General features: G+C 66.2%; 25 protein-coding genes. 11 read left to right on the top strand and 14 right to left on the bottom strand.

Annotated elements, in window-relative coordinates; genetic code table 11:
• Window positions 1-17: 17 nt before the first annotated feature.
• Complete coding sequence (locus tag ACSQ9I_RS06785) at window positions 18-992, top strand: Bug family tripartite tricarboxylate transporter substrate binding protein (RefSeq protein ID WP_436315722.1); 975 nt, start codon at window positions 18-20, stop codon at window positions 990-992.
• 2 nt (window positions 993-994) lie between these two features.
• Here the strand turns inward: ACSQ9I_RS06785 and ACSQ9I_RS06780 are convergent, their stop codons facing one another.
• From ACSQ9I_RS06780 to ACSQ9I_RS06745, 8 genes are all read right to left on the bottom strand, one after another.
• Window positions 995-1711, bottom strand: a complete 717-nt coding sequence (locus ACSQ9I_RS06780) for an ABC transporter ATP-binding protein (RefSeq protein ID WP_093108925.1) — start codon at window positions 1709-1711, stop codon at window positions 995-997.
• Window position 1712: 1 nt separating this feature from the next.
• A complete protein-coding gene (locus ACSQ9I_RS06775; protein WP_436312662.1) occupies window positions 1713-2483 on the bottom strand; it encodes an ABC transporter ATP-binding protein in 771 nt (256 codons plus the stop codon).
• Window positions 2484-2500: 17 nt separating this feature from the next.
• Window positions 2501-3688: a branched-chain amino acid ABC transporter permease gene (locus tag ACSQ9I_RS06770; RefSeq protein ID WP_436312661.1), complete on the bottom strand. Its 1188-nt coding sequence runs from the start codon at window positions 3686-3688 to the stop codon at window positions 2501-2503.
• Between the two features lie 13 nt (window positions 3689-3701).
• Window positions 3702-4631 (bottom strand): branched-chain amino acid ABC transporter permease, encoded by a 930-nt coding sequence (locus tag ACSQ9I_RS06765; protein WP_093108928.1) that lies wholly within the window; start codon window positions 4629-4631, stop codon window positions 3702-3704.
• A 246-nt stretch (window positions 4632-4877) separates the two neighbouring features.
• Window positions 4878-6170, bottom strand: coding sequence for a replication-associated recombination protein A (locus ACSQ9I_RS06760; protein WP_436293843.1), 1293 nt, complete (start codon window positions 6168-6170; stop codon window positions 4878-4880).
• A 19-nt stretch (window positions 6171-6189) separates the two neighbouring features.
• A complete protein-coding gene (gene lolA, locus ACSQ9I_RS06755) occupies window positions 6190-6822 on the bottom strand; it encodes an outer membrane lipoprotein chaperone LolA (RefSeq protein WP_436312660.1) in 633 nt (210 codons plus the stop codon).
• A gap of 20 nt (window positions 6823-6842) precedes the next feature.
• Window positions 6843-9230, bottom strand: coding sequence for a DNA translocase FtsK (locus tag ACSQ9I_RS06750; protein WP_436312659.1), 2388 nt, complete (start codon window positions 9228-9230; stop codon window positions 6843-6845).
• A 130-nt stretch (window positions 9231-9360) separates the two neighbouring features.
• On the bottom strand, window positions 9361-10035 hold the full coding sequence (locus tag ACSQ9I_RS06745; RefSeq protein ID WP_093108931.1) for a Crp/Fnr family transcriptional regulator: 675 nt from the start codon (window positions 10033-10035) through the stop codon (window positions 9361-9363).
• Between the two features lie 164 nt (window positions 10036-10199).
• On the opposite strand from ACSQ9I_RS06745, the gene trxB reads away from it, so the two are divergent.
• The 3 genes from trxB (at window position 10200) to rpmG (ending at window position 11761) form a co-directional block, all read left to right on the top strand.
• Window positions 10200-11162: a thioredoxin-disulfide reductase gene (trxB, locus tag ACSQ9I_RS06740; protein WP_093108932.1), complete on the top strand. Its 963-nt coding sequence runs from the start codon at window positions 10200-10202 to the stop codon at window positions 11160-11162.
• 180 nt (window positions 11163-11342) lie between these two features.
• Entirely contained in the window at window positions 11343-11576 is a 234-nt protein-coding gene (rpmB, locus tag ACSQ9I_RS06735) for a 50S ribosomal protein L28 (RefSeq protein WP_007830293.1), read from the top strand.
• An 11-nt stretch (window positions 11577-11587) separates the two neighbouring features.
• A complete protein-coding gene (rpmG, locus tag ACSQ9I_RS06730) occupies window positions 11588-11761 on the top strand; it encodes a 50S ribosomal protein L33 (protein ID WP_007830291.1) in 174 nt (57 codons plus the stop codon).
• 107 nt (window positions 11762-11868) lie between these two features.
• Here the strand turns inward: rpmG and ACSQ9I_RS06725 are convergent, their stop codons facing one another.
• From ACSQ9I_RS06725 to ACSQ9I_RS06715, 3 genes are all read right to left on the bottom strand, one after another.
• On the bottom strand, window positions 11869-13083 hold the full coding sequence (locus tag ACSQ9I_RS06725; protein WP_093108933.1) for a DesA family fatty acid desaturase: 1215 nt from the start codon (window positions 13081-13083) through the stop codon (window positions 11869-11871).
• Window positions 13084-13214: 131 nt separating this feature from the next.
• Window positions 13215-14486, bottom strand: a complete 1272-nt coding sequence (locus ACSQ9I_RS06720; RefSeq protein WP_436312658.1) for an RsmB/NOP family class I SAM-dependent RNA methyltransferase — start codon at window positions 14484-14486, stop codon at window positions 13215-13217.
• 11 nt (window positions 14487-14497) lie between these two features.
• Window positions 14498-16354, bottom strand: a complete 1857-nt coding sequence (locus ACSQ9I_RS06715) for a M48 family metalloprotease (protein ID WP_436312657.1) — start codon at window positions 16352-16354, stop codon at window positions 14498-14500.
• 35 nt (window positions 16355-16389) lie between these two features.
• Between ACSQ9I_RS06715 and ACSQ9I_RS06710 the strand changes: the two genes are divergently transcribed.
• Window positions 16390-16626: a DUF1653 domain-containing protein gene (locus ACSQ9I_RS06710; protein WP_093109080.1), complete on the top strand. Its 237-nt coding sequence runs from the start codon at window positions 16390-16392 to the stop codon at window positions 16624-16626.
• Between the two features lie 19 nt (window positions 16627-16645).
• Here the strand turns inward: ACSQ9I_RS06710 and ACSQ9I_RS06705 are convergent, their stop codons facing one another.
• Both ACSQ9I_RS06705 and purN read right to left on the bottom strand, forming a co-directional pair.
• Complete coding sequence (locus ACSQ9I_RS06705; RefSeq protein ID WP_436312656.1) at window positions 16646-16984, bottom strand: I78 family peptidase inhibitor; 339 nt, start codon at window positions 16982-16984, stop codon at window positions 16646-16648.
• Window positions 16985-17018: 34 nt separating this feature from the next.
• Window positions 17019-17603 carry a phosphoribosylglycinamide formyltransferase gene (gene purN, locus ACSQ9I_RS06700; RefSeq protein ID WP_093108937.1) on the bottom strand — a complete coding sequence of 195 codons (585 nt, stop codon included), beginning with the start codon at window positions 17601-17603 and terminating at the stop codon, window positions 17019-17021.
• A 143-nt stretch (window positions 17604-17746) separates the two neighbouring features.
• Between purN and ACSQ9I_RS06695 the strand changes: the two genes are divergently transcribed.
• The 3 genes from ACSQ9I_RS06695 (at window position 17747) to ACSQ9I_RS06685 (ending at window position 21532) form a co-directional block, all read left to right on the top strand.
• The gene (locus tag ACSQ9I_RS06695; protein ID WP_436312655.1) at window positions 17747-18928 is read left to right on the top strand and encodes an acyl-CoA dehydrogenase family protein; all 1182 of its coding nucleotides are present in this window, start codon (window positions 17747-17749) and stop codon (window positions 18926-18928) included.
• Between the two features lie 24 nt (window positions 18929-18952).
• Window positions 18953-20068, top strand: coding sequence for an acyl-CoA dehydrogenase family protein (locus tag ACSQ9I_RS06690; protein WP_093108939.1), 1116 nt, complete (start codon window positions 18953-18955; stop codon window positions 20066-20068).
• An 84-nt stretch (window positions 20069-20152) separates the two neighbouring features.
• Complete coding sequence (locus ACSQ9I_RS06685; RefSeq protein WP_436312654.1) at window positions 20153-21532, top strand: alpha/beta fold hydrolase; 1380 nt, start codon at window positions 20153-20155, stop codon at window positions 21530-21532.
• A gap of 21 nt (window positions 21533-21553) precedes the next feature.
• Here the strand turns inward: ACSQ9I_RS06685 and ACSQ9I_RS06680 are convergent, their stop codons facing one another.
• Window positions 21554-22111, bottom strand: a complete 558-nt coding sequence (locus ACSQ9I_RS06680) for an HNH endonuclease (RefSeq protein WP_093108941.1) — start codon at window positions 22109-22111, stop codon at window positions 21554-21556.
• Window positions 22112-22276: 165 nt separating this feature from the next.
• Here ACSQ9I_RS06680 and ACSQ9I_RS06675 point away from each other — a divergent pair, with 165 nt between their 5' ends.
• From ACSQ9I_RS06675 to lspA, 3 genes are all read left to right on the top strand, one after another.
• Complete coding sequence (locus tag ACSQ9I_RS06675) at window positions 22277-23314, top strand: bifunctional riboflavin kinase/FAD synthetase (protein WP_093108942.1); 1038 nt, start codon at window positions 22277-22279, stop codon at window positions 23312-23314.
• Window positions 23315-23429: 115 nt separating this feature from the next.
• On the top strand, window positions 23430-26267 hold the full coding sequence (ileS, locus tag ACSQ9I_RS06670; protein ID WP_436312653.1) for an isoleucine--tRNA ligase: 2838 nt from the start codon (window positions 23430-23432) through the stop codon (window positions 26265-26267).
• On the top strand, window positions 26267-26767 hold the full coding sequence (gene lspA, locus ACSQ9I_RS06665; protein ID WP_170855667.1) for a signal peptidase II: 501 nt from the start codon (window positions 26267-26269) through the stop codon (window positions 26765-26767). The genes ileS and lspA overlap by 1 nt, the downstream gene beginning before the upstream one ends.
• Window positions 26768-26866: the final 99 nt, after the last annotated feature.

The following is a 26866-nucleotide window of genomic DNA, read 5'->3' as shown; positions in this document are numbered from 1 at the left end:
TGAAACAATCCAGCCCCATGAACAAGCGCCACATCCTGTGCTTGCTGGCCGCCACGACGCTGGCCGCCGGAGCACCCATCGCCAACGCCCAGAGCGGCAAGACGATCCGCCTCGTCGTCCCCTACGCCGCCGGCGGCCCGATCGACGTCACGGCCCGCGTGCTGGCCGAAAGAGTCAAGGACTCTCTGGGCACCGTCATCATCGACAACAAGCCCGGCGCCGGCGGCAACATCGGCGCCGACGCGGTGGCCAAGGCTGCGCCCGATGGCCTCACGATCGGCATCGCCGCGACCGCGACCCACGCGGTCAATCCGTGGCTCTACAGCAAGATGCCCTTCAACGCGGCCGCCGACTTCGCGCCGATCACGCAGATGGTTCGCGTGCCCAACGTGCTGGTGATGAATGCCGAGACCGCGCAGCGCCTGAAGATCAATACGCTGGCCGACCTGATCGCCTATGCCAAGGCCAACCCGGCCAAGCTCAACTACGGCAGCGGCGGCAACGGCAGCGCGGGCCACCTGGCGGGTGAGATGTTCAAGAAGGAGGCCGGCATCTTCGCCGTGCACATCCCCTACAACGGCGGCAACCCGGCGCAGCTCGCGCTGTTGTCGGGACAGGTCGATTTCAACTTCGACAACCTCGCGACCGCGGCGCCGAATATCCGATCAGGCAAGCTCAAGGCGATCGCGGTGACGACGGCCGAGCGCAGCAGCGCGCTGCCCGAGGTGCCGACGGTGGCCGCCACGCTCAAGGGCTTCGCCATCGACACCTGGTGGGGCCTGGTGGCGCCGGCCGGCACGCCGGCCGACGTGGTCGCCAAGCTCAATCAGGCCTTCGTCGCTGCGCTCAACACGCCGGAGACGAAGACCCGCTTCGCGTCGCTGCTGGCCGAGCCGGTCGCCAACACGCCGGAGCAGTTCGGCGCCTTCATGAAGAGCGAGCTCGCGAAATACGAGCGCGTCGTCAAGGCCACCGGCGCGAAGGTCGACTAGCGCTATTCGCCTAGATATGCAGCGCGCACCTTCGGGTCGCTCAGCATCACCTTGGCATCGCCGCTCATCGTGATGAGACCCGACTCCATGACATAGCCGCGATCGGCCAGCCCGAGCGCGCGGCTCGCGTTCTGCTCGACCAGGAGCACGGTGACACCCTGGTCGTAGACCTGCTTCACCACCTCGAAGATCTTGTCGACCATGATCGGCGACAGCCCCATCGACGGCTCGTCGAGCAGGAGCACCTTGGGACGCGCCATCAGCGCGCGGCCCATCGCGAGCATCTGCTGCTCGCCGCCGGACATGGTGCCGGCCAGCTGCATCGCGCGCTCCTTCAGCCGCGGGAAGGTCGCGAAGACGCGGTCCATGTCCTTCGCGATCTCGGCCTTGTCCTTGCGGATGTAGGCGCCGATCTGCAGGTTCTCGGTGATGGTCATGCGCGTGAACACGCCGCGCCCCTCGGGCACCATGACCAGCCCCTCGCCCACCAGGTCCCAGGCGCCGCGGCCCTTGATGCTCTTGCCGAGGAATTCGATGTCGCCGCCGCCATACGGCAGCGTCCCGGTGATGGCCTTCATGGTGGTGGTCTTGCCGGCGCCGTTGGAGCCGATCAGCGAGACCAGCTCGCCTTCGCGCACCTCGAAGTCGATGCCCTTCACGGCCTGGATGCCGCCGTACGCGACCTTCAGGCCGCTCACTTTCAGAAGTGTCTGTGCCATTTCAGTGTCCTCCCGTGCCGAGGTAGGCCTCAATCACTTTTTCGTTGCGCTGCACGTCCGCAGGCGTGCCCTCGGCGATCTGCTTGCCATAGTCGAGCACCGTCACGCGGTCGCACAAGCCCATCACAAGCTTGACGTCGTGCTCGATCAGGAGGATGGTGCGGTCGTCCTTGCGGATGCGGTCGATCAGTTCGCGCAGCAGCACTTTCTCGGTGGCGTTCATGCCGGCAGCGGGCTCGTCGAGCGCGATCAGCTGCGGGTCGGTCGCCAGCGCACGGGCGATTTCGAGCCGGCGCTGGTCGCCGTAGCTCAACGTGCGCGCCTTGTAGTCGGCGAACTTGCCGATGCCCACGTAGTCGAGCAGCTGGTGAGCGCGCTCGGCGATCGCCGCTTCCTCGGCCTTGAAGCCGCCAGTTCGGAAGATGGCACCCATCACGCCCGAATGGGTGCGGATGTGGCGGCCCACCATCACGTTCTCGAGCGCGGTCATTTCCGCGAAGAGCCGGATGTTCTGGAAGGTACGCGCGATGCCGGCCTTGGCAACCTCGTGCACCGCCGTCGGCTGATAAGGCTTGCCGGCCAGTTCGAAAGTCCCGCTGTCGGGCGAGTACAGGCCCGTGATGACGTTGAAGAAGGTGGTCTTGCCGGCGCCGTTGGGGCCGATCAGTCCATAGACCTGGCCGCGCGTGATCTTGATGCCGACATCGGACAGGGCCTGCAGGCCGCCGAAACGCTTGGAGATGCCCTGAACATTGAGGACGGTGTCAGTCATTGTTGTGCTCCCCTCGCTCACGGATTGATCGACATGGGACGCGAGGCGGCACCGGGGACCTCATCGGCCGGGGTGTCGATGCCCGGTGCTGCAGCCGGCATGCCGGATGCGGGTGCGGGCGTCGCGCCCTTGCGCGTCAGCGACTTCCCGTGCTCCGGCGAGGGCCACAGACCGCGCGGGCGCACCAGCATGATGATGATCATCGCCAGCGCGATGAACAGCTGGCGCAGGATCGAGGCGTCGAGACGCCCGTCGGTCATGGCCTGCAGCGGCCCGGCCACGTAGCGCAGCACTTCGGGCAGCGCGGCCAAGAGCACCGCGCCGAGGATCACGCCCGGCAGGTGGCCGATGCCGCCCAGCACCACCATCGCGACGATCATCACCGACTCGTTCAAGGCGAAGGACTCGGGGGACACGAAGCCCTGGAAGGCCGCGAACATCGAGCCCGATACGCCGCCGAAGCTCGCGCCCATGCCGAAGGCCAGCAGCTTCATGTTGCGGGTGTTGATGCCCATGGCCTTGGCAGCGATCTCGTCCTCGCGGATGGCCATCCAGGCCCGGCCGATGCGCGAGATCTGCAGCCGATGCGAAATGATGATCGTGAAGATCACGAGCGCCAGGAACAGGTAGTAATACAGCGTGACCGACGAGATCGAGTAGTCGCCGATCTTGAGCGGCCGGCCCAGGTTGAGGCCCCAGAAGTGGATCGGGTCGATCGCGGTGATGCCCTTCGGACCGTTCGTGATGTTGATCGGATGATCCAGGTTGTTGAGGAACACGCGGATGATTTCGCCGAAGCCGAGCGTCACGATCGCCAGGTAGTCGCCGCGCAGCTTCAGCGTGGGCGCGCCGAGCAGCACGCCGAAGAAGGCGGCCAGCCCGAGCGCCAGGGGTATCACGAGCAGCAGCGAACTGTGCAGCCCGTTGGGGAACATGGCCTTGATCGCCGGGAAGGTGTCGGTCAGGTGCGGCGACCCCAGGAGCGCGAACATGTAGGCACCGATCGCGAAGAACGCCACGTAGCCCAGGTCGAGCAGGCCGGCGTAGCCGACCACGATGTTGAGGCCGAGGGCCAGCAGCACGTAGAGCAATGCGATGTCGGCGATGCGCACCCACGCGTTGCCCTGGCTTTGCAGCAGCAGCGGCAGCACCAGCAGGGCGACGGCCGCGATCAGGAAGTAGACGATGTTCTTGCCGTTTTTCATGGCTGTCCCTCCTTCAGGCCCGGTCCGCCACCCGCTCGCCGAGCAGGCCCGAGGGCCGCAAGGTGAGCATGATGATCAGCACGATGAACGCAAAGATGTCGCTGTAGTGGCTGCCGAGCACGTCGCCGGTGAGCGCACCGATGTAGCCCGAGCCGATGGCTTCGATGAGCCCCAGCAGGATGCCGCCGACCACCGCGCCCGCGAGGTTGCCGATGCCGCCGAACACCGCCGCCGTGAAGGCCTTGAGGCCGGGAATGAAGCCCATCGCATGCTGCGCGATGCCGTAGTTGGAGGCGTACATCACGCCGGCCACCGCGGCGAGCACCGCGCCGATGATGAAGGTGGCCGAGATCACCATGTCGGGCCGGATGCCCATCAGCGCCGCAACCCGCGGGTTCTCGGCCGTGGCACGCATCGCGCGGCCGAGCTTGGTGTAGTTGACCAGCCACATCAGCACCACCAGGCAGAAGGCGGTGACGCTCAGGATCATGACCTGCGTGGGCGAGATCACGGCACCGCCTACATGGATCGGCGTGGTGGACAGCAGGTTGGGATAAGCCTTGTTGGTCGGCTTCCAGATGATCATCGCCAGCGTCTGCAGCAGGATCGACATCCCGATGGCGGTGATCAGCGGTGCGAGCTTGGGGCTGTTGCGCAGCGGCCGGTAAGCCACTTTCTCGATGACGAAGTTGAGCGTGGCGGCGACCACGCAGGCAATGATCAACGCAATGATGAGGATGATCCATCCCGGCGTGCCGGGCATCGATTCCTGCATGAGTCCGATGATGGTCCAACTGGTCAGCGCGCCGACCATCAGCACTTCACCGTGCGCGAAATTGATGAGGTTGATGATGCCGTACACCATGGTGTAGCCCAAGGCTATCAAGGCGTACATGCTGCCGAGTACCAGACCGTTGATGATCTGTTGCAGCAAGATGTCCATAAGGAGGTTCCCTTTTTCTAATGGTGACGCCCTTGGGGGGCGCCCGACTGACCAGGCACGCCGGTTGGGCACCCTGGTTTCCCTTAGCAAAAAACCCGCCAGCATGTGTCGACGGCGGGTTTGTGGCCGGGATTGTAGTCACGCCGGATCGCCATTTCGGTGCGTACCCGACGGGGGTTTTCCCGCTGGCGCGGACCGAATGAGCTTCGGCGGCACAAGGGAGTACCGGCGCGAAGGCGCCGCGTATCAACCGGCGGCCTCGTCGTTTCGCCTTCGCAGTTCGCGCAGTTTCTCCGCGATGCGGATCTCGAGCCCGCGTTCGACGGGTCGGTAGAAAGGCGGCGGATCGAGGCCATCGGGCAGATAGCGCTCGCCGGCCGCGAAGCCTCCCTCCTCGTCGTGCGCGTAGCGATAGCCCTTGCCGTAGTCGAGTTCTTTCATGAGCCGCGTCGGCGCATTGCGCAGGTGCATCGGCACCGGGCGCGTGCCGTCGGTCTTGATGAGGGCCCGGACCTCGTTGTAGGCCTGGTAGACCGCATTCGACTTCGGTGCGATCGCGAGGTAAACCACGCATTCGGCCAGCGCCAGCTCGCCCTCGGGCGAGCCGAGCCGCTCATAGACCTCGGCCGCATCGAGCGCCAGCCGCAATGCGCGCGGGTCGGCCAGGCCGATGTCTTCGCTGGCCATGCGTACCAGCCGGCGCGCCATGTAGCGCGGATCGGCGCCGCCGTCGAGCATGCGCACGAACCAGTAGAGCGAGGCATCGGGGTCGCTGCCGCGCACCGACTTGTGCAGCGCGGAGATGGTGTCGTAGAACTGCTCGCCGCCCTTGTCGTAGCGGCGCATGCGCTCGCCCAGCACGCGCAACAGCCATTCGTCGGTGATGTCGTCGAGCTTCTCGGCGCCGGCCGCGACCGAGAGCGTTTCGAGGGTGTTGAGCAGGCGCCTCGCATCGCCGTCGGCATAGGCGACGAGCCGGTCGATGGCCTTCGCTTCGATGGCGGGTACGGCCTGGATATCCTGCGCCCGGGTCACGATCTGACGCAGATCGTCTTCGCCCAGGGGCTGCAGCACGTACACGGCGGCCCGCGACAAGAGCGCAGAGTTCACCTCGAAGGACGGGTTCTCGGTGGTCGCGCCGATGAAGGTGAACAGGCCCGACTCCACATGCGGCAGGAAGGCATCCTGCTGGCTCTTGTTGAAGCGGTGGACTTCGTCGACGAAGACGATGGTGCGGCGCTGCTCGAGCCCGTCACGCACCAGCGTCGCGCGTTCGACCGCATCGCGGATGTCCTTCACGCCGCCGAGCACGGCGCTGATGCTGAGAAACTGCGCATCGAAGGCATCGGCCATGAGCCGCGCAATGGTCGTCTTGCCGGTGCCCGGCGGCCCCCAGAGGATGCAGGAGTGCGGCTGGCCCGACTCGAAGGCGATGCGCAGCGGCATGCCGGGGCCGAGCAGATGCTGCTGGCCGATGACCTCGCCCAGGGTCTTGGGTCGCAGGCGTTCGGCCAGGGGCTGGTGGGTGGAGGTGGCCATGGAAGCCCGCCGCCCGGCGCTATTGCCTGATCACGTCGGCGCCGGCCGGGGCCTTGAACTGGAAGGTGGCTGCGGGCAACGCAGGATTCACCTCGACCTTGCTGAACTTCAACACAGAGCGCTGGCCGAAGCTGTCGAGGATCTCGAGCGCTGCCAGCGCATCGCCCTGAAAGCCCACCTGGACGTTCTGCAATTGCCCCTCCTTGTTCTTGGGGCTGGCCTTGACCCATTGCAGTCCGTCGCGCTCGGGGGCCGCCTCGAGCGCGAAATCGGCTTGCAGCGCGCGCAGATCGGGCGCGGCGGCAATCAGCGCGGCCGGCGTCGAGCCGAGCGCCTGCGACTGCTTGCGCTGCGTGACCTGGTTCAGATCGGCATCGTAGAGCCAGAGCGTCTCGCCATCGGCCACGATGCTTTGCGCGAAGGGCTTCTTGTAGTCGAACTTGAACTTCCCGGGACGCTGGAATTCGAAGGTGCCGCTCGACACCTTGGCGCGCACGGCCTGGCCGTCCTTGGCTGGCGCGGTCACGGTCTGCGTGAATTCGGCGCGGCCCGACTTGACGTTCTTCACGAAAGCTTCGAGGCTTTCCATACCGCCGGCCCAGACGCCGGCTGCGGCGACGGCCAACCCGAATCCAACGAGCAACTTCTTCATCGACATCCCTGATCCCATCATCATTCGGTGCGTGCGGGCACCAGAATTTCGCGCTGGCCGCTGCCGCTCATGGCGCTCACCAGCCCGGCGTTTTCCATGTCCTCGACCAGCCGCGCGGCGCGGTTGTAGCCGATCTTCAGGTGGCGCTGCACCAGCGAAATGCTGGCCTTGCGGTTCTTGAGCACGACTTCGACCGCCTGGTCGTACATCGGGTCCTTCTCGCCGTCGCCACTGCCGCCACCTTCACCCAGTAGATCGCCTTCGCCGTCGACGGTTCCGCCCTCGAGCACCCCTTCGATGTAGTCCGGCTCCCCTTGTGACTTGAGGTAAGCGACGACACGATGCACTTCCTCGTCGCTCACGAAGGCGCCGTGCACGCGCACCGGCAGGCCGGTGCCGCTCGGCATGTAGAGCATGTCGCCCATGCCGAGCAGCGCCTCGGCGCCCATCTGGTCGAGGATGGTGCGCGAGTCGATCTTGCTCGACACCTGGAACGCGATGCGCGTCGGGATGTTGGCCTTGATGAGCCCGGTGATCACGTCGACGCTGGGCCGCTGCGTGGCAAGGATCAGGTGGATGCCGGCGGCGCGCGCCTTCTGCGCCAGGCGGGCGATCAGCTCTTCGATCTTCTTGCCGACCACCATCATCAGGTCGGCCAGTTCGTCGATCACGACCACGATGTGCGGCTCGCGCGCGAGCGGTTCGGGGCTGTCGGGCGTGAGGCTGAAGGGGTTGTAGATGAACTCCTCGCGCGCTTTGGCCTCGTCGATCTTGGTGTTGTAGCCCGCCAGGTTGCGCACGCCCAGCTTGCTCATGAGCTTGTAGCGGCGCTCCATCTCGGCCACGCACCAGTTGAGGCCGTGAGCCGCTTGCCGCATGTCGGTGACCACGGGCGCCAGCAGGTGCGGGATGCCTTCGTAGACCGACATTTCGAGCATCTTCGGGTCGATCATGAGCAGGCGCACGTCGCGCGCCTCGGCCTTGTAGAGCAGGCTCAGGATCATCGCGTTGATGCCGACCGACTTGCCCGAGCCGGTGGTGCCGGCCACCAGCACGTGCGGCATCTTCGCGAGATCGGCCACCACCGGGTTGCCGACGATGTCCTTGCCGAGGCCCATGGTGAGCATCGACTTGCCTTCGTTGTAGACCTGCGAGCCGAGGATCTCGCTGAGCTTGATCGACTGCCGCTTGGCGTTGGGCAGTTCGAGCGCCATGAAGTTCTTGCCCGGAATGGTCTCGACCACACGGATCGACACCAGCGACAGCGAGCGCGCCAGGTCCTTCGCGAGGTTGACGATCTGCGAGCCCTTGACGCCGGTGGCCGGCTCGATTTCGTAGCGCGTGATCACCGGGCCCGGCGAGGCCAGCACCACGCGCACCTCGACGCCGAAGTCCTTGAGCTTTTTCTCGATCAGGCGCGAGGTCATTTCGAGCGTGTCGGCCGAAACGGTTTCCTGGCGCCCCTGCGCCGCGTCGAGCAGATCGACCTGCGGCAGCTTGCTGTCGGGCAACTCGCGGAACAGCGGCTTCTGGCGCTCCTTGGCCACGCGATCGCTGCGCGGCACCTCGGTCATCGCGGGTTCGATCTGCACCGGCGGCGAAGGCGCGCGGCGCTTGGGGCGGGGAACGACGCGCAACTCTTCGTCAGCCGATTCGAGCTCGCCGCCCTGCTCACTGGACGCCAGCTCTTCGCGCTCGCGCACCGCCTTCTTGCCCATCGCGATGTCTTCGGCGATCTCGCGCTTCTCCCGGCGCGACTCGAACAAGGAGTAGAGACGAGAGCCGATGCGCTCGGCAATATGGCTCCACGAGAAGCGGAACACGAGCGCCGAGCCGATGACGCCGGCGGCGATGGCGATCAGCGCCGAGCCGGTGAAGCCCATCCACTGCACGCTGAGCGGGCCGACCAGGTAGCCGAGCACACCGCCGCCGTGGCCGGGCAGGCGGAATTCCAGCCTGTAAAGGCGCGACCATTCGAGCACTGCACTGGCGCACAGCAGCAGCAACAGGCCGAACCAGAAGGCCAGGCGGCTGCGGTTGAAGCGCCCCCGCGGCGCCTGATCGGCCGGCGCCGAATCGCCGCCGCGGAGCCAACCGGCCAGCGAGGACAGCCACACGCGCAAGCCGGCCGCCAGGCACCACCAGACCGAATAGCCGGCCAGAAAGTAACTGGCGTCGGCCAGCCAGGCGCCGATGCGGCCGCCCCAGTTCTTGATCTCGCCGCCGGTGCCCGAGGTGGACCAGGCGGCATCCGAGGGCGTGAAGCTCAGCATCGCGAGCAGCCAGTACAGCAGCACGACGAAGCCGGCGATCAGCGTGATCTCGTGCGCAAAGCGCATGGCACGCAAGCGCACCGGCTGCGACTCGGCCGATGAGGACGATTGAAGGGTATTGAGCGAATAGGTCATGGCAGACACGGCCACCGGCCCGCGGGAACGGGCAGACGACTTGCAGAAACTACAACGAAAACGATCGCGGCCGCGTTGTCAGGGCCGGCGATGCAGGGGCCGGCGCGCTCTGGCGCTGCCGGCCGGATGGTCAGGCGAGCGATGAGAGCCGTTCCTTGACGATCATCGAGCCGTCGGGCTGCGTCTGGACGAAGCCGCGCTCCTCGAGGTCCTTCATGACCCGGCTCACCATCTCGCGCGAAGCGCCGACCATCTTGGCCAGATCCTGGCGCGAGATCTTGTCGCGCACCTTGAGATTGCCGGCGCCGTCGTCGACCGCGAACTCGAGCAGCGAGCGGGCCACGCGGCCATAGACGTCCATCAGCGCCAACGATTCGATCTTGCGATCCGCGTGGCGCAGCCGCGCAACGAGGCCCCGCATGATGTTGTAGGACATCGATGAGTTCTCGGGCAGGCAACGCGCAAAGGCTTCGCGCCCGAGCATCAGCACGTCGGTCTGGACCTCGGTGCGCACGGTGGCGGAGTGCGGCTCGTCGTCGATCATGCTCATCTCGCCGATGTAGTCGCCGGGATGCAGCGTCGCGAGGATGACTTCGCGGCCGCGGCTGTCCGTGCTCATGACCCGGGCCCGGCCGGTCAGGATGATGTAGAGCGCGTCCGACTTCTTCCCTTGTTCGACCACCGCCTCGGCGCGCTTGAAGCGCTTCTTGATGATCGCATCGGCGATGCTCGCAGACTGTGTTGGCGTCAACGCAGCGAACAGTGGCACGCGGCGGAGCAATTCAAGATTGGACAGCATCGACATTCATCAATCCCCGGATTACCGCGCGATCGACAAGCCCATGCATTAATACAATCGCACGCATTGAAAACACCCCACGCCCGGCCTTGAACCGAACGGTGATACTCCATATCTATCACCCTGAAAATGTACACGCTGATGCAGCGTCAATCCTAGGTTTTCTACTCATGTCGTCCTCCCCACGCCACGCGAAGGTTCTTATTCTGGGCTCCGGCCCGGCCGGTTATACCGCCGCCGTCTATGCGGCCCGCGCCAACCTCCAACCCATGTTGATCACCGGCATCGCCCAGGGCGGCCAGCTCATGACGACCACCGACGTCGACAACTGGCCGGCCGATGTGCATGGCGTACAGGGCCCTGACCTCATGCAGCGCTTCCTGGAGCACGCCGAACGCTTCAAGACGGAGATCGTGTTCGATCACATCAACAAGGTCGACCTGAGCAAGCGCCCCTTCGCCCTGACTGGCGACAGCGGCACCTACACCTGCGATGCGCTCGTGATCGCCACCGGCGCTTCGGCCAAGTACCTCGGGCTCGACTCCGAACAGCACTTCATGGGCCGCGGCGTCTCGGGCTGCGCGACCTGCGACGGCTTCTTCTACCGCGACCAGGAAGTCTGCGTGGTCGGCGGCGGCAATACCGCGGTCGAAGAGGCGCTCTATCTCTCGAACATCGCCAAGAAGGTGACGCTGGTGCATCGCCGCGACAAGTTCCGCGCCGAGCCGATCCTGATCGACAAGCTCCACGAAAAGGCCGCCGAAGGGAAGATCGAGCTCAGGGTGCACAACACGCTGGACGAGGTGCTGGGCGACGACACGGGCGTGACCGGCATCCGCCTCAAGAACACCCAGACCGGCGCGACCGAGCAGATCGATCTCAAGGGCTGCTTCATCGCCATCGGCCACCACCCGAACACCGACATCTTTCAGGGCCAGGTCGAGATGAAGGACGGCTACATCCTCACCCGCTCGGGCCTTCAGGGTTTTGCGACCATGACCAGCGTTCCGGGCGTTTTCGCGGCCGGCGACGTGCAGGACCACGTCTACCGCCAGGCCATCACCAGTGCGGGCACCGGCTGCATGGCGGCGCTCGATGCCCAGCGTTTCCTGGAGCAGGACGGCACGCTTTGAACCACTCATAGAGCGGATGAGGCTATAATCTCAGGCTTTGCCGAATTCGGCCCTTGTTCTCGAGGGCCCGGAACTCACGGCAAGCCGGGGTACCGCCACCCGTTTCTGGCGAGGTCAAGCTGCAACCCACCCCGCAATCACCTTGCGCCCGGTGCCAGCTGTTCAAGAAAGAGTGTCCACATGGCACGCGTATGCGATGTAACGGGCAAAGGCCCGATGGTCGGAAACAACGTTTCCCACGCCAACAACAAAACCAAGCGCCGGTTCCTGCCGAACCTGCAATACCGCCGTTTCTGGGTCGAGACCGAAAATCGCTGGGTGCGCCTGCGTGTTTCGAGCGCCGCTTTGCGCCTGATCGACAAGAACGGCATCGACGCCGTGCTCGCAGACCTGCGTGCACGCGGCCAAGCTTAAGGAGCTGAACCATGGCAACGAGCAAAGGCGGACGCGAAAAGATCAAGCTGGAATCCACCGCGGGTACCGGCCATTTCTACACGACCAGCAAGAACAAGAAGACGATGCCCGAAAAGATGTCGATCATGAAGTTCGACCCGAAGGCGCGCAAGCACGTCGAGTACAAGGAAATCAAGCTGAAGTAATTCGGCTGGCTTCAAACAAAAAACCCGCTGCGATCCAGCGGGTTTTTTGTTGCCCAAGAAAAAGCCGGCCCGCAGGCCGGCTTTGGATCGAGGCAAAAGGTTGCCCGTCAGGCGCGCGCCGCGCGCAGGCGGGTGGAGAACTCACGCAACCCTGCGATGCCGCTGGCTTCGGCACGGTGGCACCAGGCAGCCAAATCGGCGGCCAGTTGTTCGCGCGACTGCGAGGTGTTGAGCCACAGCTGACGAAGTTCTTCGCGCATCGTCACCATCTTGTCGAGCACCGGGTGCGCAGCACGTGCCTGCACCAAGTTCGAACGGGCTGCAGCGGGCACCTTGTCGTCGTCGCGGTGCAACCAACGCTTGGCGGCCTTCAGCACCGACAGATCGGCACCCTTGGCCTTCAGCGACGCCAGCTCTGCCTTGGTGGCACGGCGCATTTCGCGCGCATAGCCGGCCATCACTTCGTAACGATTGGCGATGACGGCCTCGAGGGTCTTCTGGTCGGCCACCGGCTGGATGTCGCCCAGCTGCATCTTCGGCGGCACCTTCTTGACCTTGGCCCAGCCGAGCTTCTGCATCAAGCGGATGTAGACCCAGCCGATGTCGAACTCGTACTTCTTGACGGAGAACTTCGCCGAGGTCGGGTACGTGTGATGGTTGTTGTGCAATTCCTCGCCACCAATGATCAGGCCCCAGGGCATGATGTTGCGGCTGGCGTCGGGCGCCTCGAAGTTGCGGTAGCCCCAGTAGTGGCCGATGCCGTTGATCACGCCGGCCGCCGTGATCGGGATCCAGAGCATCTGGACCGCCCACACAGCCATCCCGAGCGTGCCGAAGAGCGCCAGGTTGAGCACCAGCATCAGGCCCACGCCCTGCCAGCTGTAGCGCGAATAGAGGTTGCGCTCGAGCCAGTCGTCCGGCGTGCCATGGCCGTAGCGCTCCATCGTTTCCTTGTTCTTCGACTCGGCGCGATAGAGCTCGGCGCCGCGCCACAGCACTTCGTCGATGCCCCGGACCTGCGGGCTGTGCGGGTCTTCTTCGGTTTCGCACTTGGCGTGGTGCTTGCGGTGGATCGCCACCCACTCCTTGGTCACCATGCCGGTGCCCAGCCAAAGCCAGAAACGGAAGAAATGCGAAGGAATCGGGCCCAGATCCATGGCCCGGTGCGTCTGCGTGCGGTGCAGGAAGATCGTGACCGCGGCGATCGTGATGTGCGTGGTGAACAGCGTGTACAGCACGACTTGCCACCACGCGAGATCCCACAAGCCGTGTCCGAGCCATTCGATGGCCGCGCTCAGAACGGCAGAGTCAGGAAGCAACATTGAGTTCGGTACTCCATGGCCGCACGAAGGTGCAGCCTTCAGGTAAGCTGTGATTTTAAGGCTTCGGCCCCGAAAAGGGGGCTAAATCCTCGATCGAGCGCAAGTTATCCCTCTTCTTTGGGTCTTCTTGCCTACTTCCGGTTCCAGACCGCGGCAAAGAAACCATCGGTGGCATGACGGTGCGGCCAGAGGCGCAGATAGCGCTTGCCGCCTTCGCCGCCGGCACCGAGGCCTTCGGCGCCCGCGACCTTCAGGCCACTCAGCACTTCCACGACGTCCTGCGGCTCGAAATCCGGGTTGGCGGCGCCAAAGGCCTCGGCGATGGCCTCGTTTTCCTCCGGCAGCACGCTGCAGGTGGCGTAGACAAGGCGGCCGCCCGATTTCACGAGCCGCGCGGCGCTCTGAAGAATCGCCGTCTGCTTCGCTGTCAATTCCTCGACCGACTTCGGCGACTGCCGCCACTTGAGGTCCGGATTGCGCCGCAGCGTGCCCAGGCCCGAGCATGGCGCATCGACCAGCACCCTGTCGATCTTGCCGGCCAGGCGCTTGATGCGCTCGTCGCGCTCGTGGGCGATGGCGGCGGGATGCACGTTCGAGAGCTTGCTGCGCGCCAAGCGCGGCTTGAGCGCATCGAGCCGGTGCGCCGAGGTGTCGAAGGCGTAGAGCCGGCCGGTGTTGCGCATCGTGGCCCCGATGGCAAGCGTCTTGCCGCCCGCGCCGGCGCAGAAGTCCACCACCATTTCGCCGCGCTTGGCATCGAGCAGCAGCGCCAGCAGCTGCGAGCCCTCGTCCTGCACCTCGACCGCGCCGCGCGCGAAAGCATCGAGCTTCGCGAGCGCGGGCTTGCCGTCGATGCGCAGGCCCCAGGGCGAGAACGGCGTCGCGACCGCCTTGATGGCGGCCAGCGCAAGCTCTTTCTGCACATCGGGCCGCTTGTCGGTGAGCGCATTGACCCGCAGGTCGAGCGGCGCGGGCTGCTGCAGGCTTTCCACCAACGGCCAGAATCCGTCGCCCAGCTGTGCCTTGAGTGGCGCCACCAGCCATTCGGGCAGGTTGTGGCGATGGCGCTCCAGCAGGTCGTCGGGTTTGACGGCGTCGCAGTTGTCGAGCCAACGCTTTTCGACATCGCTGAGCGCGCTCTTCAGGAAATCGCGCGGACCGTGAAATCCGAGGATGGCCATGCGCCGTTCCTTCGGCCCGCTGCCGGAGGGCGACAGATGATCGAAGAGGAGCTTCTTGCGCAACACGGTGTAGACCGTCTCGGCCAGCGTGGCGCGCTCGCGCGGTCCGAACTCGCGGTGCTCACGGAAGAAGCGGGAAACGACCTGGTCGGCAGGGTGATCGAATTTCAGGACGAGGCCGACCAGATCGGCGCAGGCCTCGAGAAGGGCTTTGGGGTGCATGCCCCATTGTCTCAGCCGGCCGTGCGCGTCCAGACCGGCCCGAAGGCCTGACGCTCGATTTCCGCGGGGGTGGGCGAATGCCCGGCCCACAGCACCAGCGCGGCGCCGGGCAGGCTCAAGGTCTGCTCGAGCTGGCGGCACAGGTTCCAGCGCTCCTCGTCGGGCAGCCCCGGCAGTTCGACGAATACGACGTAGGCGCGGCGCCATGGGAATTCGCGCAAGTTTTTGCGTACCAGCCAGGCCCGCGAGATCGGGCTGCAACGGACCAGGTCGGCTCTCAACTCGCCGAGCTCGAACTCGCTCAGGTCATGGCGCGCGATCTGGCTGAAGAAGGGCGTACTGGTGATCTCCTCCCAGGCGCGCTGCTCGGCCGCCTCGGCCGCCTTGGCCCGCTCGCGCCACAGTTTGAGCGCAGGCTCGTCGTGCGGCCCGGCATCGGGATCCTCGAGCAGCGCGACGGCGGTCTTGGCGGCCCACCAGCGGCTCGCGGTGCTCGACGCGTGGAGCCGCTCCAGCACGGCAAGGCGCGCAGCGCGATCCTTGGGCGGGAGCGTCTGCGCCAGGCCGCGCAGCGCGCCCGGGTGGTCCGCCGTGATCTGCAACGCGCGTTCGTAGCGGCCGCGTACATCGGCGACTGCATTGATACGGCGCTCGCAATCGGCCCACTCGACCATCTCGTCGGCGTTGTTGCGTCCAGCGCTGCCGGCCAGCGCGGCGACGCGTTCCCGCACGCGTGCGAGGTAGGCGTGATGCTGCTTCCAGTCGCTCGCATGCGTGCGGCGCCATTCCCCATCGAAGTACGCGATCCATTTCGCCTTGTCGGCCAGCAATTCGAGCGCCGACTTCGCCGACCAGACCGGCAGCGCGGCCTTCTCATCGAGCGCTTCGAGGCGGTCGCGCAGCACCGGATGGGTGTCGTCGACATCGCTCACGCGCCGCAGCGCGCTGCGCAGCGCCTCGCGCGCCAGATCGGGAGCGACGGGCGCGCAGAGCTGGGCTTCCATCGCGGAGAAGGGCCCGGCCGGCAACGGCTCCTGGGCAGCGCGCGCCCAGTGCCCGGCCCAGAAGGCATCCGCATACCAGGTGCTCTTGACGGCGATCTCAGTCAATGCCGCACCGGCCACGCCGGGCCCGAGCAGGCGGGCCGAGACACGGTCGGCTTCGTACTCGTCCTGCCGCGCCAGCGCAAAGGTCTTGGCAGCGAAGCGCGGGAAGTACCAGCGAAAAAAGGCCTGCGAGGCCAGCGCCATCACGCCCTCGTCGTTCTGCAGGCTGGCATCGAGCTTGAGCCAGGACAAGCGCGTGCGGTAGATCCAGGCGCTCAGCTTGCCGTGGTTCCCGCGCAGGTGGCCGTACTCGTGCGCCAGCACCGACAGCAGGCGCCGCTTGTCCAGCGCCATCAGGAGCGGCAATCCGACGCTCAGGTAGTTGACCGCACCCCCGAAGAGACCGAAGCGCGGCAGCTGGCGGATGCTGGCGTTGAACTCGCTGTCGAGGTAGACGTGATGGACCGGCGGGCCATCGATCTTCTGTCGGATGCGGTCGAGTGCCTCGAAAAGCGCCGGCGCATCCTCGCGCGCAAGCTGCACCCCCTCGGGCTCGTCGAAGCGCACCCACAGCGCACGCAGCGTGGCCCACAGCAGGCCCAGCGCGAAGAGCAGAAGCCAGCCGCGCGTGAAATTGAAGCGCCCCTGCCCCATCGACGCAACGACCCAGGCGATGATGCCGACCGCGAGCGCCAGGCATGCAATCACCCACAGATAGCCCAGTGCGGCGAAAGCAGCGACGCCGCGCCGGTAGCCGTTGCTGTCGTCCGCGCTGGCATGCTCGCTCAATCGGACCAGATGAACAAAATCGGCTCGATCCATCTCGACCTTTCAATCCCTTGAGGACAATGCCCAGCGTGACCGACGACGACCTTCCGCCCCTGATCGAAACACCGCCCGGCCGCTACCGGCATTACAAGGGCGGCGAATACGAAGTGCTCGGCACCGTGCGCCACAGCGAGACGCTGGAGCCGATGACGCTGTATCGAGCGCTCTACGGCGCGCGCGGGCTGTGGGTACGCCCGGCGGCGATGTTCGGCGAGACCGTGGAGATCGACGGCTTGCCACAGTTGCGTTTCGTCAAGCTCGGCTAGAGGAAAGCCAGAACGACCTTCAGCCGCAGCGCACCGCCGTCACGCGGTTGCGCGCATCGACGACGAGGTTGAGCCGGACCGCGTTGAATTCCATCGTGACCGCCTGGTTGGGCGTGAGGATGCGCACACTCTCAGCGCCGGCGCGGACGCGGGCCGCGGCCTCGAGCTGCGCCGAGGCGGGTTGGCCGATCGCGAACTTGGCGCCGTCGGCGTTGCATTGCGCTTGCGGCGCGGGCGCCGGGGCGGCAGCCACCGGTGCGGGCGCTGGCGCCGGAGCGGGCGCAGGTGCAGGAGTGGCGCAGCCGGACGACAGCGCGGCGGCAGCCAGCGCGGACAGCAACAGGTGACGGCTTCTCACAAACGATTCTCCGAGCGGGGAAAACCAGATTGTGTCATTTTGTTTCATCAAGCCAGTCCGCAATGGCTTGCGGGTAAACCCTATGTTCCTGCGCCAGCACACGGGCTGAAAGCGTCTCGGGCGTGTCGTCCGGCAGGACCGGTACCACCGCCTGCGCGAGGATCGGCCCATGGTCGAGCTCGACCGTCACCTGGTGCACCGTCACGCCTGCCACCCGGCAGCCCGCCTCGATCGCGCGGCGGTGAGTATGCAGCCCTGGAAAGGCCGGCAGCAGCGAAGGATGGATGTTGATCAGCCGCCCTTCATAGCGGGCCACAAAGCCCGGCGTGAGGATGCGCATGAATCCCGCAAGCACCACCAGCGCCGGCGCATGCGCATCGACGGCATCGGCCAACGCCGCATCGAAGGCCTCGCGGGTGGCGAAGTCCTGGTGCGGGATCACCGCGGTCGCGATGCCTTGCGCCTGCGCCAAAGCGAGACCCGGCGCCCCCGCCTTGTTGCTGATGACCGCTGCGACGCGCGCACCGAAGCGCTGCGCCCAGCGCTCACGCGCGGCGGCATGCACGATGGCCGCCATGTTGGAGCCGCTGCCGGAGATCAGGATCACGATGTTCTTCATGGGAGGCGGGATTATCTGTGCTCGTTTCCACCGATCCCATTTGTCGCGGCGCGGACACCGCGAACTAGCACGACCGTGCTAAAACTAATCGGTCCGACGGACGCGCCGCCTCCGCGGCGCTCGATCAACACAGCGAGGCAAGCATGGATTTGAGCTTCACGCCCGAAGAACAGAAGTTCCGCGAAGAGATTCGCGCCTGGGTCAAAGACAACCTTCCCCAAGACATCTCCCACAAGGTGCGCAACGCACTGGAACTCACGCGCGAAGACTTGCAGCGCTGGGCCAAGATCCTCGGCAAGAAGGGCTGGCTGGGCTACGGCTGGCCGACCGAATTCGGCGGCCCCGGCTGGAGCGCGATCCAGAAGCACCTGTTCGAGGAAGAAACCGCGCTGGCCGGCGCGCCGCGCATCGTCCCCTTCGGTCCGGTCATGGTGGCACCGGTGATCCAGGCCTTCGGCAATGCCGAGCAGCAGAAGCGCTTCCTGCCCGGCATCGCGAGCGGCGAGGTCTGGTGGAGCCAGGGCTACAGCGAGCCCGGCTCGGGTTCGGACCTCGCTTCGGTGAAGACCAAGGCCGAACGAAAGGGTGACAAGTACATCGTCAACGGCCAGAAAACCTGGACCACGCTCGGCCAGTACGGCGAATGGATCTTCTGCCTGGTGCGCACCAGCAACGAGGGCAAGCCGCAGACCGGCATCAGCTTCCTGCTGATCGACATGAAGTCACCCGGCGTCACGGTGCGACCGATCAAGCTGCTCGACGGCAGCCATGAGGTCAACGAAGTCTGGTTCGACAACGTCGAAGTGCCGGCCGAGAACCTGATCGGCGAAGAAAACAAGGGCTGGACCTACGCCAAGCATCTGCTCTCGCACGAACGCACCAACATCGCCGATGCGAACCGCGCCAAGCGCGAGCTGGAGCGCCTGAAGCGCATTGCCAAACGCGAGGGCGTTTGGGAAGACCAGCGCTTCCGCGACGAGATCGCCAAGCTCGAGGTCGACGTGATCGCTTTGGAGATGCTGGTGCTGCGCGTGCTCTCGGCCGCCACCTCGGGCAAGAACTCGCTCGACATCGCGGGCCTGCTCAAGATCAAGGGCAGCGAGATCCAGCAGCGCTATTCCGAACTCATGATGCTGGCGGCGGGCCCCTTCGCGCTGCCGCTGATCCGCGAAGCCATGGCAGCCGGCTGGCAAGGCGACTTCCCCGGCGGCCACGCCGAAGTGGCGCCGCTCGCGACGACCTACTTCAACATGCGCAAGACCACCATCTACGGCGGCAGCAACGAGGTGCAACGCAACATCGTCGCCCAGACCGTTCTGGGCTGAACGCAGGCATCAAGGATCAAGACAATGGACTTCAATTTCAGCGATGACCAGCAACAGCTTCGCGACGCCGTCGCCAAGTGGGTCGAAAAAGGCTACGGCTTCGAGCGCCGCCGCGGCATCGAGGCCGCCGGCGGCTTCTCGCGCGAAGCCTGGGACGAGCTGGCCGAACTGGGCCTGTGCGGTCTCTACATTCCCGAAGACGAGGGCGGCCTCGGCATGGGGCCGGTCGAGGGCATGGTCGTGATGGAGGAGCTGGGGCGCGGCATCGTGCTGGAGCCGCTCGCCCAGTCCTTCATCGCCGGTGCCGTGCTCGCAGCGCATGCCGACGAGGACACCAAGGACAGCTGGCTGCCGCGCATCGCAGGCGGGCAGGCCCTGGTCGTGCTCGCACACCAGGAACGCAAGGCGCGCTATCGGCTCGACGTCTGCGAGGCCAGCGCGGTCAAGGACGGCGATGGCTATCGCCTGAACGGCAGCAAGAGCGTGGTGCCGGCCGGCGACGAGGCCGATGCCTTCATCGTCCCCGCGCAGTTGGACGGCAGGATCGCGCTCTTTCTCGTCCCGCGTTCCGAAGACGGCGTGGCCGCACGCGGCTACGGCACGCAGGACGGCAGCCGCGCCGCCGAAGTCGTGTTCGACAAGGCCGCCGCTACCCTCATCACGAAGGATGGCCTGCCCGCACTCGAACACGCGGTCGACATCGGCATCGCCGCGGCCTGCGCCGAAGCCGTGGGCGTAATGGACAAGACGCTCGCCCTCACGGTCGAGTACATGAACACGCGCAAGCAGTTCGGCGTGGCGATCGCGAGCTTCCAGGCCCTGCGCCACCGCGTGGCCGACATGAAGATGCAGCTCGAACTCGCGCGCTCCATGAGCTACTACGCAACCCTGAAACTCAACGCACCGGCCGCCGAGCGCCGCCAGGGCGCCGCGCGCGCCAAGTACCAGCTGGGCGTGTCGATGCGCTTCATCAGCCAGCAGTCGGTGCAACTGCACGGCGGCATCGGCGTGACCGACGAGTACATCGGGAGCCACTACTTCAGGAAGCTGACGCAGCTGGAGATGAGCTTCGGCGATACGCTGCACCACCTGGGCGAGGTATCGTCGCGCATGCAGGACACAGCCGGCGTCTTCGCCTGACACACGGAACTGCTATCTTTTCCCGATAGCACCGCGCCCGCCAGCCCTGCGCTCGCGGGCGCTTTTTTGTATTGGAGCCTGCCCATGCACACTCGCCGTCATCTGATCGCCCTCTGCCTCGCCACGACCATGCTCGCCGCCTGCAACACCGCGCCTCTTTCCAGCGAGCGGCCGCCGATCGTGTTCATGCACGGCAACGGCGACTCCGCCGCACTGTGGCAGACGACGCTGTGGCGCTTCGAATCGAACGGCTGGCCGCGCGAACGGCTCTTCACGGTCGACCAGCCCTTTCCGCTGGCGCGCGACGACGATGCGGTGGCGCAACCGGGGCGCAGTTCGACCGCCGAGTCGATGGCCTTCCTGAAAGCGGAGGTCGAGCGCGTGCTGACGACCACGGGCGCCAGCAAGGTCGTCCTGATCGGCAACTCGCGCGGCGGCAACACGATCCGCAACTACGTGCAGAACGGCGGTGGCGACCAGGTCGTGAGCCACGTGGTACTGGGCGGCAACCCGGCGCACGGCATCTGGGCCGTCAAGGGGCTGCGCGAGGGCAACGAGTTCTCCGGCCTGAGCCCCTTCATGCAGCGGCTCAACGCACCGAAGAACGGGGCCGGCGACGAGGTCACGCCGGGCGTGAAGTGGCTGACCGTGCGCTCCGACAACAACGACAAGTACGCACAGCCCGACGGCGTGTGGATCGGCGCCAAGGGCACGCCCACGAACATCGGCTTCGACGGTCCGGCGCTCAAAGGCGCGACCAACGTGGCGCTTCCGCGCGTCGACCATCGCGAAACTTCGTTCTCGCCGGCCGCCTTCGATGCGGGCTGGCGCTTCCTGACCGGCGAGGCCCCGCGCACGCTGCAGCCGGTGGCCGAATCGACGATCGCGCTGTCGGGCAAGGTCACGGGCCTGGGGCTCGATCCGCTCCATCCCGCGAGCGGCACCTTCGTCAACAACCTGCCGCTCGCCGGCGCCCGGCTCGCGGTCTTCGCGGTCGATACCGCGACCGGCGCACGCCGCGGCGCAGCCGCGTGGGAGCAGACCATCGCGCAGGACGGCCGCTGGGGCCCCTTCAACGCGCAACCGGCCACGGCCTACGAATTCGTGCTGAGCGCGCCGGGCTATGCCACCACGCACATCTACCGCAGTCCCTTCCCGCGTTCGAGCGCCGTGGTGCAGTTGCGGCCCGAGCGCATCGCCGAAGCCGATCGCGACGCCAAGGCGCTGGTCGTCTTCACGCGGCCGCGCGGCTATTTCGATGCCCAGCGCGACGCCATGCGCTTCGACGGCCAGGCCACGCTGCCCGGGGTGCCGCCGCAGGGCGCGGGCGTGTCGAGCTCGAAGCTCAAGCTTTCAAGTGATGCGCTGCGCAGCGTCGTGGCCGAGTTCAATGGCGAACGCGTGGCCGGCCAGAACTGGCCGGCGGCACAGGGCGATGTCAGCGTGCTCGAGCTGACCTACTAGCAGATCGAGATCGGCCCGGCGCTAGCCGTGCAGCCGCGAGCTGTGCGGCAAGTGCGCCATCAGGAACTCCATCTGGTCGGCCAGGATGCGGCGGTTGCGCAGGATGAAGTCTTCCCACAGGCTGGGCACGTAAGGCGCGTAGAGCAGCGGCATGTTGGCCTGCTCGGGCGTGCGGCTGCTCTTGCGGTGGTTGCAGGGCTTGCAGGCCGTGACCACGTTCATCCAGGTGTCGATGCCGTTCTGCGCGAACGGGATGATGTGCTCGCGCGTGAGTTCTTCCTCGTGGAAGTGGCCGCCGCAATAGGCGCAGACGTTGCGGTCGCGTGCGAACAGCTTGCTGTTGGTGAGGCCGGGGCGCTGCGTGAAGGGGTTGATGCGCGGCACGCCCTTGGTGCCGATGATGCTGTTGACCGCGATCTGCGACTGCTCGCCCGTGATCGCGTTGTGGCCCCCGCGGAACAGCGCGACCTGCGCGCCGACTTCCCAGCGCACTTCGTCCGCCGCGTAGTGGATCACCGCCTGTTCGAGCGAAATCCACGATTGGGGCAGCCCTTGGGCCGACAACTTCAAGACCTTCACCACACGCCTCCTCGACAAAAGAAGAACCACGGAAAGACCAGGCCATCACGCCTGCCGGAGGGCTTGCGGATGACGCACTGCGTCACAATATACCGGCTTTGTGACAAAAAGCCCCGAATGGGCCCATTCGGCGGGCGCAAAGCGCTATCAAAAAGATATCAACCGATGCAGGTTTTCCGGGGTTTCAGGCATCCGGGTGTGGCTCCGGCCTGCGCCCTGACCATTGGCAATTTCGACGGCGTGCACCGTGGCCACCAGGCCATGCTGGGGCTGCTCAACACCGAGGCGCGCCTGCGCGGGCTGCCCAGCTGCGTGCTGACCTTCGAGCCGCATCCGCGCGACTACTTCGCCGCCGTCAACAAGCGGCCCGAACTGGCGCCGGCGCGCATCGGCACGCTGCGCGACAAGCTCAGCGAGCTGGCGGCCAGCGGCGTGGCACAGACCATCGTGCTGCCTTTCGATGCCCGCCTCGCCTCGCAGACCCCCGACGAATTCATCCAGCACGTGCTGATCGAGGGCTTGGGCGTGCGCTACGTGCTGGTCGGCGACGACTTCCGTTTCGGCGCCAAGCGCGCCGGCGACTACGCGATGCTCGACCAGGCCGGCGACCGGCATGGCTTCGACGTGGCGCGGATGATGAGCTACGAAGTGCACGGCCTGCGCGTCTCGAGCTCCGCCGTGCGCGAGGCGCTGGCCGAAGGCCGGATGGGTGACGTGCAGGCCCTGCTCGGCCGGCCCTATGCGATCTCCGGCCATGTGGTGCACGGCCGCAAGCTCGGCCGCGCGCTGGGCGCCTCGGAGCCCGGCCGCGACGACGGCTTCCGCACCCTCAACCTGCGCTTCAAGCACTGGAAGCCGGCCGCCAGCGGCATCTTCGCGGTGCTGGTGCACGGTCTCGGCGATGCACCACTGCATGGCGTCGCCAACCTCGGCGTGCGTCCCTCGCTCGACGCCAACGATGTCAACGCCGGCCGGGTGCTCTTGGAGACCCATTGCCTCGATTGGCCGGCCCACCTCGGCGCGGAAGGGGCCTACGGTAAAATCGTGCGCGTGGAACTGCTACACAAACTGCACGACGAATTGCGCTACACCAGCCTCGAGGCCCTCACGGCGGGCATCGCGAAGGATGGCCGCGACGCACGTGCGTTCTTTGCTTCCACCCACGCCGAAACCCATCGCCAGACCACGCGCGACCGAATTTAGCCCTGCACGCACCGTGCTGCCGCCCTTCGACAAGCTCAGGGCGAACGGCTTTTTATTCGCGCCGACGCCTAACCGTTCGGGCTGAGCCTGTCGAAGCCCTGTTTCGAACTCCATCATGTCTGACGTTGCACCCTCCATCGACTACCGCGCCACGCTGAACCTGCCCGACACCCCCTTCCCGATGCGCGGCGACCTGCCCAAGCGCGAACCGGGCTGGGTGAAAGAGTGGAACGACGAAGGCCGCTACCACCGCCTGCGCGACGCGCGCCACGGCGCGCCCAAGTTCATCCTGCACGACGGCCCGCCGTACGCCAACGGCCAGATCCACATGGGCCACGCCGTCAACAAGATCCTGAAGGACATGATCACCAAGGCGCGCCAGCTCGAGGGCTACGACGCGCTCTACGTGCCCGGCTGGGACTGCCACGGCCTGCCGATCGAGAACGCGATCGAAAAGAAGTACGGCCGCAACCTGAGCCGCGACGAGATGCAGGCCAAGAGCCGCGCCTACGCGACCGAGCAGATCGCGCAGCAGATGGGCGACTTCCAGCGCCTGGGCGTGCTGGGCGAATGGGACCATCCCTACAAGACCATGGACTTCGCCAACGAGGCCGGCGAGCTGCGCGCCTTCAAGCGCGTGATCGAGCGCGGCTTCGTCTACCGCGGGCTCAAGCCGGTCTATTGGTGCTTCGACTGCGGCTCTTCGCTGGCCGAGTTCGAGATCGAATACGCCGACAAGAAGAGCCAGACGCTCGACGTCGCCTTCAAGGCGCACGAGCCGGCCAGGCTCGCGGCCGCCTTCGGCCTGCCGGCGCTCGCCAAGGACGCCTTCGTCGTCATCTGGACCACCACCGCCTGGACCATCCCCGCCAACCAGGCACTCAACCTGAACCCCGAGCTCGACTACGCGCTGGTCGATACCGAGCGCGGCCTGCTGGTGCTGGCCGCTTCGCTGGTCGAGATGTGCATGAACCGCTATGCGCTCGACGGCAAGGTGCTGGCCACCGCCAAGGGCGAGAAGCTCGGCGGCCTCGAGTTCGAGCATCCGCTCTACGACGTCGATGCCGGCTACCGCCGCCTGTCGCCGGTCTACCTGGCCGACTACGCGACGGCCGACGACGGCACCGGCATCGTCCACTCCTCGCCGGCCTACGGCGTGGACGACTTCAACTCCTGCATCGCGCACGGCGTCGCCTACGACGACATCCTGAACCCGGTGCAGGGCAACGGCAGCTACGCGCCCGACTTCCCGCTCTTCGGCGGCCAGAACATCTGGAAGGCCGTGCCGCACATCATCCAGACGCTGCGCGATGCCAACCGCCTGCTCACGACCGAGACCATCACCCACAGCTACCCGCACTGCTGGCGCCACAAGACGCCAGTGATCTACCGCGCGGCGGCCCAGTGGTTCGTCCGCATGGACGAAGGCGAAGGCGTGTTCACCAAGGACAAGGCGCCCAAGACCGTGCGCCAGATGGCACTGGATGCGATCGAAGAGACCAGCTTCTATCCGGAGAATGGCAAGGCCCGCCTGCACGACATGATCGCCAACCGGCCCGACTGGTGCATCAGCCGCCAGCGCAGCTGGGGCGTGCCGATTCCCTTCTTCCTGCACAAGGACTCGGGCGAGCTGCATCCGCGCACGATGGAGATCCTCGACCAGGCGGCCGACATCGTCGAGAAAGGCGGCATCGAGGCCTGGAGCCGCGTGACGGTCGAAGAGATCCTTGGCGCCGCCGACGCGCCCCACTACACCAAGAGCACCGACATCCTCGAGGTCTGGTTCGACTCGGGTTCGACCTTCTTCCACGTGCTGCGCGGCACGCACCCGAACGTCCACCACCAGACCGGCCCGGAAGCCGACCTCTACCTTGAAGGCCACGACCAGCACCGCGGCTGGTTCCACTCGTCGCTCTTGATCGCCTGCGCACTCGAAGGCCGCGCGCCCTACAAGGGCCTGCTGACGCACGGCTTCACCATCGACAGCCAGGGCCGCAAGATGAGCAAGTCGCTCGGCAACGGCCTCGACCCGCAGGAAGTCAACAAGAAGCTCGGCGCCGAGATCATCCGGCTCTGGGTCGCGGCCAGCGACTATTCGGGCGACATCGCGGGCGACGACAAGATCCTTGCGCGCGTGGTCGACGCCTACCGGCGCATCCGCAACACGCTGCGCTTCCTGCTCGCCAACACCAGCGACTTCGACATCGCGAAGGACGCGGTGCCGCGGGGCGAGCTGCTCGAGATCGACCGCTATGCCTTGAGCCGCGCCGCGCAGTTCCAGGCCGAGGTGCTCGCGCACTACAAGGTCTACGAGTTCCACCCGGTGGTGGCCAAGCTGCAGGTGTATTGCTCGGAAGACCTCGGCGCCTTCTACCTCGACATCCTGAAGGACCGCCTCTACACCACCGCGCCCGGCTCGCACGCGCGGCGCAGCGCCCAGACGGCGCTGTGGCACATCACGCAGGCGATGCTGCGCTGGATGGCGCCCTTCCTGAGCTTCACTGCCGAAGAGGCGTGGAAGTTCGTCGGCAACGGCGAGTCGATCTTCACCCAGGTCTTCAGCGACCTGGGCACGCCCGACGAGGCGCTGCTCGCCAAGTGGAGCCGCATCCGCGAGATCCGCGACAGCGTCAACAAGGAAATCGAAACCGTGCGCGCGGCCGGCCAGGTCGGCTCCTCGCTGCAGGCCAACGTGAAGCTCGTCGCGCCGGCCGAGGACCACGCGCTGCTGGCCTCGCTCGGCGACGACCTCAAGTTCGTCTTCATCACCTCCGCCGTCGAGCTGGCGGCCGGCGACAACCTGTCGGCGCAGGTGACGGCGAGTTCGGCCACCAAATGCGAACGCTGCTGGCACTGGCGCGATGACGTCGGGCACGACCCAGCGCATCCGGCCATCTGCGGCCGCTGCACCAGCAACCTCTACGGTGCCGGCGAAGCCAGGAGCATCGCCTGATGGCCACCCGCTCCCTCGCCGCGCCGCGCACCGGCATCTGGCCCTGGCTCGGCTTGGCCCTGGTGATCCTGATCCTCGACCAGTTCACCAAGACGCTGATCCTCGGCTACTACAAGCTCGGCGATGCCACCTACATCACGAGCTTCTTCAACATCGTGCGCGCCCACAACACCGGCGCCGCCTTCTCCTTCCTCGCGGATGCGGCAGGCTGGCAGCGCTGGTTCTTCACGGCCGTCGGCGTGGCTGCGGCCATCTTCATCGTCTGGATGCTCAAGTCGCATGCCGGGCAGAAACTGTTCTCCTTCGCCATGGCCGCGATCCTCGGCGGCGCGATCGGCAACGTGATCGACCGCCTGATGCACGGCTACGTGGTCGACTTCCTCGACTTCCATCTCGCGGGCCGACATTTCCCGGCCTTCAACGTGGCGGACAGCGCGATCACCATCGGGGCGATCTGTTTGATCCTCGACGAACTGCGGCGCGTCCGGCGCGGGCGCTGAACCACCTTTCCTGAGTCGCCAAGGGTTTGCCCTTGGCCACCCGTTGTCATGACGGGGTCACACTGCGGCGCTGAAATGTAATCGATTACATAACAGCAA

Origin of the sequence: Variovorax sp. LjRoot84 (genome assembly GCF_964254305.1) — a bacterium.
GTDB lineage: Bacteria > Pseudomonadota > Gammaproteobacteria > Burkholderiales > Burkholderiaceae_C > Variovorax.
This window is presented reverse-complemented; position numbering and strand designations above follow the sequence as displayed.